General features: G+C 66.8%; 15 protein-coding genes. 10 read left to right on the plus strand and 5 right to left on the minus strand.

The genetic code is table 11. The features are described from left to right. The first annotated feature begins 7 nt into the window (after positions 1-7). The 3 genes from FHR21_RS05670 to FHR21_RS05680 are packed head-to-tail and all read left to right on the plus strand — an operon-like array spanning position 8 to position 2,372. Positions 8-358, plus strand: coding sequence for an ArsC family reductase (locus tag FHR21_RS05670; RefSeq protein WP_184096184.1), 351 nt, complete (start codon positions 8-10; stop codon positions 356-358). After that, entirely contained in the window at positions 355-1,431 is a 1,077-nt protein-coding gene (locus FHR21_RS05675) for a glycerophosphodiester phosphodiesterase (protein ID WP_184096186.1), read from the plus strand. Before FHR21_RS05670 ends, FHR21_RS05675 begins: the two co-directional genes overlap by 4 nt. Further along, positions 1,428-2,372 carry an aldo/keto reductase gene (locus tag FHR21_RS05680; RefSeq protein ID WP_184096188.1) on the plus strand — a complete coding sequence of 315 codons (945 nt, stop codon included), beginning with the start codon at positions 1,428-1,430 and terminating at the stop codon, positions 2,370-2,372. Before FHR21_RS05675 ends, FHR21_RS05680 begins: the two co-directional genes overlap by 4 nt. Positions 2,373-2,435: 63 nt before the next feature. Here the strand turns inward: FHR21_RS05680 and FHR21_RS05685 are convergent, their stop codons facing one another. Then, on the minus strand, positions 2,436-2,657 hold the full coding sequence (locus FHR21_RS05685) for a helix-turn-helix domain-containing protein (RefSeq protein ID WP_184096190.1): 222 nt from the start codon (positions 2,655-2,657) through the stop codon (positions 2,436-2,438). A 129-nt stretch (positions 2,658-2,786) separates the two neighbouring features. Here FHR21_RS05685 and panB point away from each other — a divergent pair, with 129 nt between their 5' ends. From panB to FHR21_RS05715, 6 genes are all read left to right on the plus strand, one after another. Next, positions 2,787-3,650 carry a 3-methyl-2-oxobutanoate hydroxymethyltransferase gene (panB, locus tag FHR21_RS05690; protein ID WP_184096192.1) on the plus strand — a complete coding sequence of 288 codons (864 nt, stop codon included), beginning with the start codon at positions 2,787-2,789 and terminating at the stop codon, positions 3,648-3,650. Positions 3,651-3,770: 120 nt separating this feature from the next. Then, positions 3,771-4,544 (plus strand): tetratricopeptide repeat protein, encoded by a 774-nt coding sequence (locus tag FHR21_RS05695; protein ID WP_184096194.1) that lies wholly within the window; start codon positions 3,771-3,773, stop codon positions 4,542-4,544. Between the two features lies 1 nt (position 4,545). Beyond that, complete coding sequence (locus tag FHR21_RS05700; RefSeq protein WP_184096196.1) at positions 4,546-5,880, plus strand: outer membrane protein assembly factor BamB family protein; 1,335 nt, start codon at positions 4,546-4,548, stop codon at positions 5,878-5,880. A gap of 45 nt (positions 5,881-5,925) precedes the next feature. Next, positions 5,926-7,296: a ribosome biogenesis GTPase Der gene (der, locus tag FHR21_RS05705; protein WP_184096198.1), complete on the plus strand. Its 1,371-nt coding sequence runs from the start codon at positions 5,926-5,928 to the stop codon at positions 7,294-7,296. Continuing rightward, positions 7,286-7,498 (plus strand): sulfurtransferase TusA family protein, encoded by a 213-nt coding sequence (locus FHR21_RS05710; RefSeq protein WP_184096200.1) that lies wholly within the window; start codon positions 7,286-7,288, stop codon positions 7,496-7,498. The genes der and FHR21_RS05710 overlap by 11 nt, the downstream gene beginning before the upstream one ends. A gap of 114 nt (positions 7,499-7,612) precedes the next feature. Continuing rightward, positions 7,613-8,011, plus strand: coding sequence for an Hpt domain-containing protein (locus FHR21_RS05715; protein WP_184096202.1), 399 nt, complete (start codon positions 7,613-7,615; stop codon positions 8,009-8,011). Here FHR21_RS05715 and FHR21_RS05720 read toward each other — a convergent pair. Next, on the minus strand, positions 8,008-9,237 hold the full coding sequence (locus FHR21_RS05720; RefSeq protein ID WP_184096204.1) for a DUF418 domain-containing protein: 1,230 nt from the start codon (positions 9,235-9,237) through the stop codon (positions 8,008-8,010). The genes FHR21_RS05715 and FHR21_RS05720 overlap by 4 nt on opposite strands. 365 nt (positions 9,238-9,602) lie before the next feature. Here FHR21_RS05720 and FHR21_RS05725 point away from each other — a divergent pair, with 365 nt between their 5' ends. Then, complete coding sequence (locus FHR21_RS05725) at positions 9,603-10,421, plus strand: Coq4 family protein (RefSeq protein ID WP_184096206.1); 819 nt, start codon at positions 9,603-9,605, stop codon at positions 10,419-10,421. A 12-nt stretch (positions 10,422-10,433) separates the two neighbouring features. Here the strand turns inward: FHR21_RS05725 and FHR21_RS05730 are convergent, their stop codons facing one another. From FHR21_RS05730 to purL, 3 genes are read right to left on the minus strand one after another with little or no spacing between them, the layout of a single operon-like run. Next, positions 10,434-11,174 (minus strand): DUF72 domain-containing protein, encoded by a 741-nt coding sequence (locus tag FHR21_RS05730; protein WP_184096208.1) that lies wholly within the window; start codon positions 11,172-11,174, stop codon positions 10,434-10,436. A gap of 6 nt (positions 11,175-11,180) precedes the next feature. Beyond that, complete coding sequence (locus FHR21_RS05735; protein WP_246427071.1) at positions 11,181-11,738, minus strand: nucleoside 2-deoxyribosyltransferase domain-containing protein; 558 nt, start codon at positions 11,736-11,738, stop codon at positions 11,181-11,183. Continuing rightward, a complete protein-coding gene (gene purL, locus FHR21_RS05740) occupies positions 11,735-13,978 on the minus strand; it encodes a phosphoribosylformylglycinamidine synthase subunit PurL (RefSeq protein ID WP_184096209.1) in 2,244 nt (747 codons plus the stop codon). The genes FHR21_RS05735 and purL overlap by 4 nt, the downstream gene beginning before the upstream one ends. Positions 13,979-14,048 lie beyond the last annotated feature (70 nt).

Raw genomic sequence — 14,048 nt, forward strand, 5'->3', positions numbered from 1 at the left:
TCGATGGATGACACTGACTCTCTATGGCATTCCGAACTGCGATACGGTGAAGAAGGCGCGGCGCTGGCTTGACGGCGCGGGCGTTTCCTATCGCTTCCACGATTTCCGCAAGGACGGGCTTGACCCCGCGAAATTGCAGAGCTGGATCGACGCGGTCGGCTGGGACAGGCTGCTCAACAAGAGCGGGACGACCTTCCGCAAGCTGCCCGATGCCGACAAGGCGGGGCTCGACGCGGCGAAGGCCAAGGCGCTGATGCTCGACCAGCCGGCGATGATTCGCCGCCCGGTGGTCGAGGCGGCGGATGGCGTCAGCGTCGGATTTTCCGAGAGCGACTGGCAGGCCCGCTTTGCGGCATGAAGCGCTGGCGCGCCGCGTCGCTCGCGCTGCTGGCGCTAGCGGGCTGCGGGGCTGAGCCGATGGCGGCGGAGTCCACGCTCGACGGCCGGCCGCCGATCGTCATCGCGCATCGCGGCGCGTCGGGCGAGCGGCCCGAGCATACGCTTGCGAGTTATGAACTGGCGATCGAGCAGGACGCCGATTTCATCGAACCCGATCTGGTGCTAACCGGGGACGGGGTGCTCGTCGCGCGGCACGAGAATGAGATTTCGGAGACCACCGACGTCGCCGATCATCCCGAATATGCGAATCGAAAGACGACGAAGACGATCGACGGCAAGGCGGTCACGGGCTGGTTCACCGAGGATTTCACCCTCTCCGAATTGAAGACGCTGCGCGCGAAGGAGCGTATCCCGCGGCTGCGCGGCACTGCCAATGACGGCAAGTTCGAGATCCCGACCTTCGAGGAGATTCTCGACCTGCTCGCCCGCGTCAACAAGGGGCGCGCCCACCCGGTCGGCGTCTATCCCGAGACCAAGCATCCAAGCTATTTCGCGTCGATCGGATTACCGCACGAGGCGCCCATGCTCGCGCTGCTAACCCGATACGGCTATCGCGGCCGCACCGCGCCGGTGTTCATCCAGAGCTTCGAGGTCGGTAATCTGAAGGCCATTCGCGCGAAGAGCGACCTGCCGCTGATCCAGCTCATCGACGGCGAGGGCGGGCCGGCCGACGACCCGGCGCTCAGCTATGCCGCGATGGCGACGCCCGAGGGGCTGAAGGCGGTCGCCGCCTATGCCGACGGCATCGGCCCGAACAAGGATATGGTCATCCCGCGCGGCCGGCTCGGAACGCTGGGCGAACCGACGCGTCTGGTGCATGACGCGCATGCCGCGGGGCTGAAGGTGCATCCCTGGACCTTCCGCCGCGAGAATTATTTCCTGCCGCTCGCCGACAAGGGTGGCATCAACCCCGCCGGGCATGGCGATCTTGCCGCCGAGATCCGCAGCTTTCTGGCGGCGGGCATCGACGGGCTGTTCAGCGACAATCCCCGCGAGGCCGTGCCCGCGGTGAAGCAAGGAGAAACCCGATGACCGAACGCGCGCTGGGCGACAGCGGCCTTGCCGTCCGCCCCTTCGTCCTCGGCGGCAATGTCTTCGGGTGGACCGCGGACCGCGCCGCGAGCTTCGCGATCCTCGACCGCTTCGTCGAACATGGTGGCGGCATGATCGATACCGCCGACGTCTATTCGGCGTGGGTGCCGGGCCACACGGGCGGCGAATCCGAAGCGATGATGGGCGCATGGCTGAAGGCGAGCGGCGCGCGCGACCGGGTGCTGATCGCGACCAAGGTCGGAATGGGCGAGGGCGGCCTGAAACCCGACCGCATCCGCGCGGCGGTACAGGGCTCGCTCGACCGCCTGGGGGTCGATGTCATCGACCTTTATTTCGCGCACAAGGACGATCCCGACGTGCCGCTCGATGAAATGCTCGGCGCGTTTGGCGAGCTGGTCGACGCGGGGCAGGTGCGCGCGATCGGTGCGAGCAATTATTCGGCCGAGCGGCTCGCCGAGGCGCTGCGCGTGTCGGCGGAGACGCGGCTGCCGCGCTTCACCGTGATGCAGCCCGAGCTCAATCTGCTCCACCGCGACCAGTATGAAGGTCCGCTGCAGGAACTGTGCATCGCCGAGGGCATCGGGGTCATCCCCTATTACAGCCTCGCCGCGGGCTATCTGACCGGCAAATATCGCGGCGCCGACGACCTGGGGCAGAGCGCGCGCGGCTATAAGGCGAAAGCCTATATGGCGGGCCGGGGTCCGGCGGTGCTCGCCGCGATGGACGGCATCGCGGCGGAGACCGGCGCGACGCTGTCGCAGATCGCGCTCGCCTGGGTCGCGGCGCAGCCCGGCGTCACCGCGCCGATCGCCAGCGCGACGAGCGTGCGCCAGCTCGACGAGATCATGGGGAGCCTGGACGTCGTGCTGACGGACGAGCAGCTTGCGGCGCTGACCGAGGCGGGACGCGGCGGCGACTAATGGATTCCTCCCTGTCGCGCAGCGATGGGGAGGATCGTCGAACCCGTTACCCCGCGCGTCGCTTCAATCCCGGTCCGCGTCCCACTGGAATACGGCTTCGAGCGGCTTGCCGAAGACGCGGGCGATGCGAAAGGCGACCTCGAGCGAGGGCGAATATTTGCCCTGCTCGATCGCCGCGACCGTCTGGCGGGTCACGCCAACCCGGTCGCCGAGTTTGCCCTGCGTCATTTTGCCGGCGAGGAAGCGCAGCGTGCGGATGTCGTTGGTGAAGGGCGGTGTCGCCACGAGTCTGCTCCTGATTTATCCGCTTCATATGCCTGAATGTCAGATAACTTTAACATACAGTCAAAAAATCATGACACAAGGGACGGAACCGCTTTTGCGCTGCAACATTCGGGGCTAAGCCCCCGCGCCATGTCCACTCTCCCCAAAACCCTCACCCTCGACACCTCGACCAGCCGCGCCAATCCGACGCCGCAACCGATGAAGCGGCTGACCGTGCCGCGCATCCGGCAGCGCAAGGGGGGCGAGCCGCTGGTGATGCTCACCGCCTATACGGTGCGCCAGGCGCAGCTTCTCGATCCGCATTGCGACATGCTGCTCGTCGGCGATTCGCTGGCGCAGGTCATCTATGGCCTGCCGCACACGGTCGGCGTGACGATGGAGATGATGGCGCTGCACGGCGCGGCGGTGGTGCGCGGCACCTATCACGCCGCGGTGATCGTCGACATGCCCTTCGGCAGCTATGAAGGCAGCCCGGAACGGGCGTTCGACAATGCCGCGACCCTGCTCAAGGAAACCGGCGCCGCAGCGGTCAAGGTCGAGGGGGGCAAGGTGCTGGCGCCGACGATCGAATTCCTGACCCAGCGCGGCATCCCGGTGATGGGCCATGTCGGGCTGACGCCGCAGGCGGTCAACATCCTGGGCGGCTATGGCGTGCGCGGCAAGAGCGAGGAGGAAGCGCGCTCGATCGTCGAGGACGCGGTCGCCGTCGCCAAGGCCGGCGCCTTCGCGATCGTCATCGAGGGCGTGCTCGAATCGATCGCGATCGAGATCACGCAGAAGGTCGCCTGCCCGACCATCGGCATCGGCGCCTCGGCGCAATGCGACGGGCAGGTTCTGGTCACCGACGACATGCTCGGCATGTTCGAGCGGGTGCCCAAATTCGTGAAGCGGTACCAGGACATGGCCGGCGTCATCAATGGCGCGGTCAAGGACTATGCCGAGCAAGTCAGGTCCCGTTCATTCCCGACGGAGGATCAGATCTACGCTGGTTGACGGCCATCGTGCCGCGCCGGCCGGGGTCAAGTGAATCGCTTGGCCTTTTTCCGCATGCTCGCTAAGGAAGCGGCCGGCGGGGAGCTGTGCCCGGAGCCGGAAGACATGATGGAGGTTTGATTGGCCCTGAGCCCGACGAACAATGCCGCCCTGCTTCAGGAGGTCGACGAGGCGGTCCGCAAGGATCAGCTCGAATCGATCTGGAAGACCTACGGCCTGTGGATCGTCGTTGCGGTGATCGGCGCGTTGATCGCCTTTGGCGGCTATCTGGTCTGGAGGCATATCGATCAGGGCAATCGCGGCGAGCAGGCGGAGGCGCTGGTCGCCGCGCTCGACAAGGCGAACACCAGCCAGCCGAAGGCCGCGACCGAAGCGCTGGACAGGATCATCGCGGAGGACAATGGCGCCTATCGCTCGGCCGCGCTGATCCAGCAGGCCAATATGAAGGCGCAGACCGGCGACCTGAAGGCGGCGGCGGCGCTGATGGCGAAGGTGGCGGGCGACACGTCGGTCGACCAGTCGCTGCGCGACCTGGCGCTGGTGCGCCAGACCGCATTCGAGTTCGACACGCTGAAGCCCGAGGCGGTGATCGCGCGGATGAAGCCGCTGGTCGAGGCCAAAGACCCGGCGTCGAGCTGGTTCCCGAGCGCCGCCGAACTGAGCGCGATCGCGCACTATCAGCTCGGCCAGTTCGATCAGGCGGGCGCGCTCTATGGCCGCATCGCCAAGCTGCCCGATATTCCCAAGTCGCTGCAGTCGCGCAGTGTGCAGATGGCGGGGATGCTGGGCATCGACGCCGTCACCGACCGCGCGGACGAAAGCGCCGAAGCGGACAAGACAGGCAGCGCCGCGCCCAAGGCAGCGGCCGCCAAGACAAGCAAGGAATCCGAATAATATGCTGAAAAGGCGTTTTTTGTTGGCCGCGGCGCTCGTCGCGCTGCCGCTCGCCGGTTGCGGCGTGTTCAAGGGCGGCGGCGGTCCCAAGACTCCGACCGTCGGCGATCGGGTGTCGATCCTGTCGAACGATGCGAGCATCAAGGTCGATCCCGCGCTTGCCGAAACGGCGGTTGTGCTGCCCGCGGCGGTCGCCAACGCCGATTGGGCACAATCGGGCGGCAACGCCTCGAAATCGATGGGCCATCTGGCGCTCGCCGCGTCGCGCAGCCAGATCTGGAGCGCCAGCATCGCCGGCAGCACCAAGACGCAGCGGCTGGGCGCTGCGCCGGTGGTCGCCGACAACCGGCTGGTCGTCGTCGATACCGACGCGGTCGTGACCGCCTTCAATGCCGAGACCGGCGCCAAGCTGTGGAGCACGGCGATCGGCAGCACGGGCAAGGATTTCAAGAAATCGCTGTTCGGCGGCGGCGCCGGCATCGACGGCGACGTTGTCTATGCGACGAGCGGCGTCGGCGATGTCGCGGCGCTCAATGCCAAGGACGGATCGGTGATCTGGAAGGTCAAGCCGACCGGCCCGCTGCGCGGGGCTCCGACGATTGCTTTCGGCGGCGTCTATGTCATCACCCAGGACAATCAGATTCTCGCGCTCAACGCATCGAACGGCGCGGTCTTGTGGCAGGCGACGGCATCGCTCGAATCGGGCAGCGTGTTTGGCGCGGCGTCGCCCGCGGCAGGCGAAGCGACGATCGTCGCCGGCTTTTCGTCGGGCGAGGTGCAGGCCTATCGCTACGAGAATGGCCGCGACCTGTGGGAGGATGCGCTCGCCCGCACCTCGATGGCGCTTTCGGTCTCCACCCTGACCGACGTCGACGCCGATCCGGTGATCGACCGCGGCCGCGTCTTTGCCCTGGGCCAGGGCGGCCGCATGGCGAGCTATGAACTCAACACCGGCCTTCGGAGCTGGGAAATCTCGATCGCGGGCATTTCGACGCCCTATGTGGTCGGCGAATGGGTGTTCGCGATCACCGACGATGCGAAGCTGCTGTGCGTCGCGCGCGCGTCGGGCAAGATTCGCTGGATCCAGCAGCTTCGCCGCTATCGCGTCGAAAAGGAAAAGACGAAGAAGGATCCGGTCCGCTGGACGGGACCGGTCCTCGCGGGTGGCCGTCTGATCGCGGTGAACAGCCTTGGCGAACTCGCCGAAATATCGCCGACCGACGGATCGGTACTGACGACGACCGACCTGAAGGCGCCGCTGTCGCAGACGCCGGTGGTCGCGAACCAGACGCTTTACATATTGGCGGACGACGGGCGCATCACCGCCTGGCGGTAACAGGGCGGGCCGCTTTCCGGCGGCTTCGGACGATAGGATAAAAGCATGGCGCGGTCCGCGACGATCGCCATTGTCGGCCGGCCCAATGTCGGCAAATCGACCTTGTTCAACCGGCTCGTCGGCAAGCGGCTCGCGCTTGTCGACGACCAGCCGGGGGTGACGCGCGACCGGCGCGAGGGCGACGGCGAACTGCTCGGCCTGACCTTTCGCATCGTCGACACCGCGGGGTTCGAGGACCAGGACGCGGCGACGCTGCCGGGTCGGATGCGCGCGCAGACCGAAAAAGCGGTGCGTGAGGCCGACGCGGCGCTGTTCCTGATCGACGCGCGCGCCGGCGTCACCCCGCTCGACGAGGAGATCGCGCGCTGGCTGCGCAGCGAGGACACGCCGATCATCCTCTGCGTCAACAAGGCCGAGGGCAAGCAGGGCGAGGCGGGGCTGATGGAATCCTATGCGCTCGGCTTCGACAATCCGCTCGCGCTCAGCGCCGAACATGGCGAGGGGCTGGTCGAGCTGTTCGACGCGCTTCGCCCGATCGTCGAGCCCTTCATGGACGCGGACGAGGCAGCGGCGGAGAGTGACGAGGAAGAGGCGCTCGGCCCGCTCAAGCTGGCGATCGTCGGGCGGCCCAACGCCGGCAAGTCGACCCTCATCAACCGCATGATCGGCGAGGATCGGCTGATTACAGGGCCGGAGGCCGGGATCACGCGCGATTCGATCCGCGTCGACTGGCAGTGGGAAAGCGACGGCGAGGTCCATCCGATCCAGCTTTTCGACACCGCCGGGATGCGCAAGCGCGCCAAGGTGCAGGACAAGCTGGAGAAATTGTCGGTCGCCGACGCGCTGCACGCGGTCGATTTCGCTGAGGTCGTCGTGCTGTTGCTCGACGCGACCAAGGGGCTGGAGGCGCAGGACCTGCGCATCGCCGACAAGGTGCTGGAGGAAGGGCGCGCGCTGATCGTCGCGCTCAACAAATGGGACGTGGCGGAAGAGCCCTCCGCGCTGTTCAACGGCGTGCGCGCGGCGCTCGAGGACGGGCTGTCGCAGATCAAGGGCGTGCCGCTGCTCAGCATCTCGGGCGCGACCGGCAAGGGGATCGAAACGCTGGTGCGCGTCGCCTTCGAACAGCGCGACATCTGGACGCGCCGCGTCTCGACCGCAAAGCTGAACCGCTGGTTCGAGGGTGCGGTCACAGCCAACCCGCCGCCGGCGCCCGGCGGCAAGCGGATCAAGCTGCGCTATATGACGCAGGCGCGCACCCGCCCGCCGACCTTCGTCATCTTCGGCACCCGTACCGACGTGCTGCCGGCCAGCTATCATCGCTATCTGGTCAACGGGATGCGCCGGGAACTGGGGTTCCAGGGCGTGCCGATCCGCATCAATTTCCGTAATTCGCGCAATCCCTATGACGATTGAGGCGGAGGCGGTCACCGTCGACGCGCGCGGGATGCGCTGTCCCTGGCCCGCGCTACGCCTTGCGCGCGCGATGCGGAGCGCGGCGCGCGTACGGCTGATCGCCGACGATCCGCAGGCGGCGCGTGAGATCGCGGCGCTCGCCGCCGAGCGCGGCTGGACGCTCGCGGCCGAGGCCGGGGACCGCTGGCTGGTCGGGCGTTGAGCCCGAGCTGCCCCGTTTAGGGTCGGGTATCGGGCCGTAACGGCTTTTTTACCGAACTTCGTCATGGAGGATGGCAGGGACCAAGGACCAAAACGAACACCAAGGAACGGAACATTGGACGAGATCCTGGTCGATTGGGATGAATTCCGCGCGACGCGCACCCAATTGGGCGCCGCTTTCGTGCGCATTCTCGGCTATTTTCGCGAGGATGGCGTCAAGTCGGTGGCGGCGATCGAAGAGGCGATGCGCGCTCGCGATGCCCGCGGTCTCGTCATGCCCGCGCACACGCTGAAGAGCGAGGCGCGCCAGTTCGGCGCCGAAAAGCTGGGCGCGCTGGCAGAGGATATCGAGATGTTCGCGCGCCGCTGCGTCGAAAGCCAGGTCAGCCCCGAGGAATATCTGCCGCGCGTCGTCGAGCTGCGTCCGCTGTTCGAAACGACGCTGTCGGCACTGGAGCGCGAGGCAAACCCGCTGGTCCGCCGCCGCCCCAGCTTCGGCAACGCCGTCAGCTAATAGCGCCGCCGCATCGGCTGCGGCCTGGCCCGTGCGAGGCTGCGCCACAGCCATTCGAACGGGCCGTAGTGGAAGCGGTCGAGCCACGGCTTCGACCACAGCAGCATCGCCGCCCACATGCCGAAGCAGAAGAGATAGAGCGCTGCGCGGCCGACGCTGCCGAACAGGCCGAGGCCATAGCCGTAGAAGATCGTCGTCATGACGATTGAGGTCATCAGATAATTGGTGAAGGCCATGCGCCCCGCCGCCGCGAGCCGCGCGCGCGCCGCGTCGCTCGCCGTGACCGCGATCAGCCACAGGATCAGCGCCGCCCAGCCGAGCGTCATGACGAGGTCGAAGGGCAGCGACAGCGCCGCCGTCGCGCCGAACACGGTCACGGCGTCGAAGCCCGCGCCGATCTGCCACGCGGCCAGCGCGGCGAGCGGCGGGATCGTGACGGTGAAGCTGACGATCGCCCATTTGCGATAGCGCGCGACGGGCCATTCGCCGGTCAGCATATGCGCCCTGAACAGCGCCATGCCGGTCAGCATCAGCCCCATCGTCTCCCACAGCATGACCAACACGCCCTGCACCGGCTCGTCCAGTTGCTCGGTCGTCCGATAGGCGAGGAGGTCGGCATAGCGGCCGAGGTGCAGCGCGACCTGCTGTGCATAGGTCGGCGAATCCGCGCCCATCTCTTCGTGAATCTGCGTCAGCGCGTCCTGCATGTCGGGCGCGGCGCCGCTCGCCGCCGCCACTAGTCCGCTCCACAGGCCGAAGAAGAGCGCGAAATCGAGCAAGAAAAAGCCCGCCGCCCACCAGAGCAGCGCCTTGATGGACAGGTTGCGGAAGAGAAAGAGCAGCAGCCCGCACATCGCATAGAGGAACAGGATGTCGCCGAACCAGATCAGGTAGAAATGCGCGAGACCGAACAGCGCCAGCCATATCATGCGGGCATAATGCGCCGCCGCCGGGCTGCGCCCCTGCGCCGCGGCGCGTTCGATGACCAGCAGCGTGCTGGCGCCGAACAGCAGCGAGAAGAGTCCGCGCATCTTCGAATCGACGAAGACGAAGTCGAAGACCCAGGTCGCGAGGTCGGCCGACGCGGGCGGGCCGCCGGCGGCGGGGTTCGAATAGGCCGAAAAGGGCAGGGCGAAGGCGACGATGTTCATCGCCAATATGCCCATCACCGCGACGCCCCGGATCGCGTCGAGGCTTTCGAAGCGCTGGTTCGTCGCCGCGTTCATGGCCTGCCCCTTGCTGTCTTATGGGGGTGATACGGTGGATGGGCAGCGGCGTCCAGCGCGAGGTGGTGACAGGTTCGAAGAGCATTGTCGCCCCGGATCAAGTCGGCAATTATACCCTTGGCATCCGCAAGCCTCCTTACTTCGTCATTGCGACGCCGGCGAAAGCCGGGGGAAGCAATCCAGAGCGGTTTGCGCGCACTCTGGATTGCTTCGCTCCGCTCGCAATGACGGGATTACGGATGCGAAAGGGATAAGCGCCGATCAAGTCCGGGTGACGAGGAGGGAGTGGCCAGCGCGATGCAGTATTGACATTTGTGTCAGTAGTGCTAAATTGGACCCGACATCGATTCTCAGCGAGACCCGACATGACCACGCTGCCGCTCTCCCACCCCGATCGCACCGATGCGGGATTCCGTCCGTTCAGGGCGCTGCATCATTTCCGCAGGCTGATCGCCGACAAAGAGGACACCGAACAGGTGTTCCACATCATCGACGCGCTGCGCGACAAGCGCTTCGGCCGCTCGGTCGAGCGGTTCTTCACGACGCCCGAGGGCCGCCGCGTACTCGCCGAGCGCCCCTATCTGCCCGCGCTGCTCGACGATCATGACGCGCTGCGCCGCCTGCCCGAGGGCAGCGTTGGCCGCGTCTATGTCGACTTCATGGAACGCGAGGGGCTGACCGCGCAGGGGCTGGTCGACGAATCGCTGAAGTTCCGCCGCGGCAAGCCGAGCCATGACGACATGCTGGAGCTGTATGGCAACCGGCTACGCGACACGCACGACCTGTTCCACATCCTGACCGGCTACGGCCGCGACGCGCTCGGCGAGCAATGCGTGCTCGCCTTCTCCTACAGCCAGACGCCGAGCTGGGGCACCTTGTTCATCGCCTGGGCCGGCGCGCGCGAAATCCGCAAGGGCTTCGGCCGCCGCTATCCCATCTATGGGGCGGTTCGTGAAGGCCAGCGCATCGGCCGCGTCGCGCAGCAGATCGCGCACCAGAATATCGAGACGCTGCTCGCCGAGCCGCTCGATGCGGCGCGCGCGCGGCTGGGGATCGCCGAACCGACGGTGTACAAGCAGGTCCACGCGATGATGCGCGCCGACGGGATCGATCCCTATGACCTGCTCGGCACCAAGGCGGCCGAGGCGGCGGCGGTACAGCCGGAGCTGGCGCAGGCGGCCTGACGGCGGCCGCCGTCATTCACCCAATTTCGCGATCAACGCCTGCGCCGCGGCGGGATTGCGCACCTTCGCGCCCGCGATGAAGAAGAGATAGACGTCGCGGCCGCCCTTCGCCCAGCCGCGCGCGCGGTCGGCCCAATGGTCGAGCGCCTTGCCGTCATAGCCGGTTTCGACATCCTCCCGGCTGCGTTGCAGGCGCGCATAGGTGAAGTCGGCGGTCTGCTCGTCGATGCACGGAAACTCATCGCTGTCGGCGAAGACGATAGCCATGTTCCGCTCGCGCGCGAGGTCGACGAAGGCGGGGTCGCGGAAGCTTTCGTGCCGCACCTCAAGCGCATGGCGTAGCGGCAGCCCGTCCTGCGCCTCGGGAAGCAGGTCGAGGAAGGCGGCGAAATCGTCACGCTCGAATGTCTTCGTCGCCATGAACTGCCACAGGATCGGTCCGAGCCGGTCGCCGAGCCGCGTCAGTCCCTGCGTCAGGAATTTCTCGACCGACGCGGCGCCGTCGGCCAGCACCTTGCGGTTGGTCGCGAAGCGCGACGCCTTGACGCTGAAGCGGAAGTCGTCGGGCACCGAGGCCGCCCAATTGGCAAAGCTTTCGGGCTTCTGGCTGCCGTAATAGGTGCCGTTGATCTCGATGCCCGTCAGATGCTGACCGGCATAGTCCAGCTCGCGCTTCTGCGGGTGCTTCGGCGGATAGAAGGTTCCGCGCCACGGCTCATAGGTCCAGCCGCCGATTCCGACATATAGGCTCATCGTCCGTCACTCCTGCGGGGACGTCTCCGGCACCGTCCAGTCCGCCACCCGGCGCCGCACCGCCGCGGCGAGTTCGTCCATCGTCGCGACCTGTTCGATACCATAGCGTTCGGCGGTGATATCGACATTGCCCTTGCGCCAGAAGCCTTCGGGGCAGAGCAGGATCAGCTTTCCGCCGCGCGCATGCAACCCCGTTTCGAGCAGGCTGATCGGGCTTTGCGACCCCGGCGCGAGAACCATGACGATGATGTCGGCCGATTCGAGCGCCGCCAGTTCCCATTCGACCTGGCGGCGGAATTCGGGTTCCTCGGCGACCGGCTTCCACTCCGGGTTCCAGTCGGGCCGCCGCGGATTGAGGATCACGACGTCGAGGTCGCCGAGCGTCCGGGTCAGATCGGCCTGCCAGTCGGCGGCGCGGCCCATGTCGATGCTGCCGCCCAGAAAGATACGCGGCCGGTCGTGACCGGCGGGCGCTTGCTGCGGCGCCGTTACGACCAGCGGTGCGGCCCAAGCCGGCGCCCCGAGCGCGAGCAGGGAGAGGGCGGTCAGCGCGCCGCGCATCATGCGAGCGCCGCGTCGGCCCCCATCAGCGCCGGGAAAAAGCCCTCATGCGCCTCGCGCAGCTCGGCGAGCGTGACCTGATGATCGCTCTCGGGCAGTTCGAAGACGATGCGGTCCTTGATCGTGCGGCCGAGCGGGTCGACCGGAACGTCGGCGCGGTTCGCGGCGTCGAGGAAGTCGGCGAGACAGGTGTCGCAGACGGTGACCAGATAAAGACCCTGGTCCTCGCCGAAGAAGCTTTCGGCGATGCCGAAGGGCTGTTCCTCGCTGACGAGCACGCCGATGTTCGACTTGAGCGCCATTTCGGCGAGCGCGACCGCGACGCCGCCGTCGGAGACGTCGTGGCATGCCGTGATCCAGCCGGCGCTGATCGCGCCGCGGATGAAATCGCCGGTGCGCTTTTCGGCTTTCGGGTCGACGGGCGGCGGCGGGCCTTCCTCGCGACCATGGATTTCGCGCAGCCACATCGACTGGCCGAGGTGACCCATGCGTTCCCCAACGGCCAGTACGATGTCGCCGGTACGTTGGAAGCCGATGCCGACCGCCTTGGTAAGGTCTTCGATCACGCCGACGCCGCCAATCGCGGGCGTGGGCAGGATCGCGCTGCCGCCGCCGGTTGCCTTGGACTCGTTGTAGAGGCTGACGTTGCCCGACACGATCGGATAGTCGAGCGCGCGGCACGCCTGGCCCATCCCGTCGAGGCAGCCGGTGATTTGCCCCATGATCTCGGGGCGCTGCGGGTTCGCGAAGTTGAGGCAGTTGGTGATCGCGAGCGGCGTGGCGCCGACCGCGGTGATGTTGCGCCACGTCTCGGCGACCGCCTGCTTGCCGCCTTCGACCGGGTCGGCGTAGCAATAGCGCGGGGTGCAGTCGGTGGTCATCGCGAGCGCCCGGCCCGTGCCGTGGATGCGGACGAGCGCGGCGTCGCCCCCGGTCTGCACCGTGTCGGCGCCGACCTGGCTGTCATATTGTTCCCAGATCCAGCGGCGGCTGGCGATGTCGGGGGTGCCCATCAGCACCTTGAGGTCGGCGGCGACGTCCTGTGTCTCGGGCACGTTGGTCAGCGGCGCGGCCTTGGGGGTCGGGACGTGCGGGCGGTCATAGAGCGGCGCGTCGTCGGCGAGGGGGGCGAGCGGGATATCGCAGACGATCTCGCCATGATGTTCGAGCACCATGCGGCCGGTGTCGGTGACGGTGCCGATGACCGCGAAGTCGAGCTCCCATTTCTCGAAGATCGCCTTGGCGAAGGCCTCCTTGCCGGGCTTCAGGACCATCAGCATGCGTTCCTGGCTTTCCGACAGCATCATCTCGTAAGCCGTCATGCCGGTCTCGCGCTGCGGCACGTCGTCCATCCGGAGGTGGAGGCCGACGCCGCCCTTCGACGCCATCTCGACCGAGGAAGAGGTAAGGCCCGCGGCGCCCATGTCCTGAATCGCGACGATCGCGTCCGACGCCATCAGTTCGAGACACGCCTCGATCAGCAGCTTTTCGGTGAAGGGGTCGCCGACCTGCACGGTCGGGCGCTTCTCCTCGGCATCCTCGCCGAAGTCCGCGCTCGCCATGGTCGCGCCGTGGATGCCGTCGCGGCCGGTTTTCGAGCCGACATAGACGATCGGATTGCCGACGCCCGATGCGGCGGAGTAAAATATCTTGTCCTGCTCGGCGACGCCGACCGTCATCGCGTTGACCAGGATGTTGCCGTCATAGGCCTTGTGGAAATTGACCTCGCCGCCGACCGTGGGGACGCCGACGCAATTGCCGTAGCCGCCGATGCCGTGGACGACGCCCGAGATCAGATGCTTCATCTTCGGATGGTCGGGGCGGCCGAAGCGCAGGGCGTTGAGGTTGGCGACCGGGCGGGCGCCCATGGTGAACACGTCGCGCAAAATGCCGCCCACCCCGGTCGCCGCGCCCTGATAGGGTTCGATATACGAGGGGTGGTTGTGGCTCTCCATCTTGAAGATGGCGGCGAGCTTCTTGCCGTCAGGGCCTTCGCCGATGTCGATGACGCCGGCATTCTCGCCGGGGCCGCAGATCACCCACGGCGCCTCGGTCGGCAGCTTCTTCAGATGGATGCGCGAACTTTTATAGCTGCAATGCTCGGACCACATGACCGAGAAGATACCGAGTTCGACGAGGTTCGGCTCGCGCCCGATGGCGTTCAGGACGCGATCATATTCCTCGGGCGAAAGGCCGTGGTCGGCGACGATTTCGGGGGTGATGGCGGAGCTGGGCTGAGTCATGGCGCGCCTTTAGCCCTGCGCGCGCGATAGGAACAGACCCCATGAGCCCTTTTTGGGGTGGGGGCGTCCG

Origin of the sequence: Sphingopyxis panaciterrulae, assembly GCF_014199295.1 — a bacterium.
Classification (GTDB): domain Bacteria; phylum Pseudomonadota; class Alphaproteobacteria; order Sphingomonadales; family Sphingomonadaceae; genus Sphingopyxis; species Sphingopyxis panaciterrulae.

Bases quoted from the DNA above. Each gene is read 5' to 3' on its own strand.
- FHR21_RS05670 (WP_184096184.1), top strand. From the start codon at position 8: ATGACACTGACTCTCTATGGCATTCCGAACTGCGATACGGTGAAGAAG.
- FHR21_RS05675 (WP_184096186.1), top strand. From the start codon at position 355: ATGAAGCGCTGGCGCGCCGCGTCGCTCGCGCTGCTGGCGCTAGCGGGC.
- FHR21_RS05680 (WP_184096188.1), top strand. From the start codon at position 1,428: ATGACCGAACGCGCGCTGGGCGACAGCGGCCTTGCCGTCCGCCCCTTC.
- panB (WP_184096192.1), top strand. From the start codon at position 2,787: ATGTCCACTCTCCCCAAAACCCTCACCCTCGACACCTCGACCAGCCGC.
- FHR21_RS05700 (WP_184096196.1), top strand. From the start codon at position 4,546: ATGCTGAAAAGGCGTTTTTTGTTGGCCGCGGCGCTCGTCGCGCTGCCG.
- der (WP_184096198.1), top strand. From the start codon at position 5,926: ATGGCGCGGTCCGCGACGATCGCCATTGTCGGCCGGCCCAATGTCGGC.
- FHR21_RS05710 (WP_184096200.1), top strand. From the start codon at position 7,286: ATGACGATTGAGGCGGAGGCGGTCACCGTCGACGCGCGCGGGATGCGC.
- FHR21_RS05720 (WP_184096204.1), bottom strand. From the start codon at position 9,237: ATGAACGCGGCGACGAACCAGCGCTTCGAAAGCCTCGACGCGATCCGG.
- FHR21_RS05725 (WP_184096206.1), top strand. From the start codon at position 9,603: ATGACCACGCTGCCGCTCTCCCACCCCGATCGCACCGATGCGGGATTC.
- FHR21_RS05730 (WP_184096208.1), bottom strand. From the start codon at position 11,174: ATGAGCCTATATGTCGGAATCGGCGGCTGGACCTATGAGCCGTGGCGC.
- FHR21_RS05735 (WP_246427071.1), bottom strand. From the start codon at position 11,738: ATGATGCGCGGCGCGCTGACCGCCCTCTCCCTGCTCGCGCTCGGGGCG.
- purL (WP_184096209.1), bottom strand. From the start codon at position 13,978: ATGACTCAGCCCAGCTCCGCCATCACCCCCGAAATCGTCGCCGACCAC.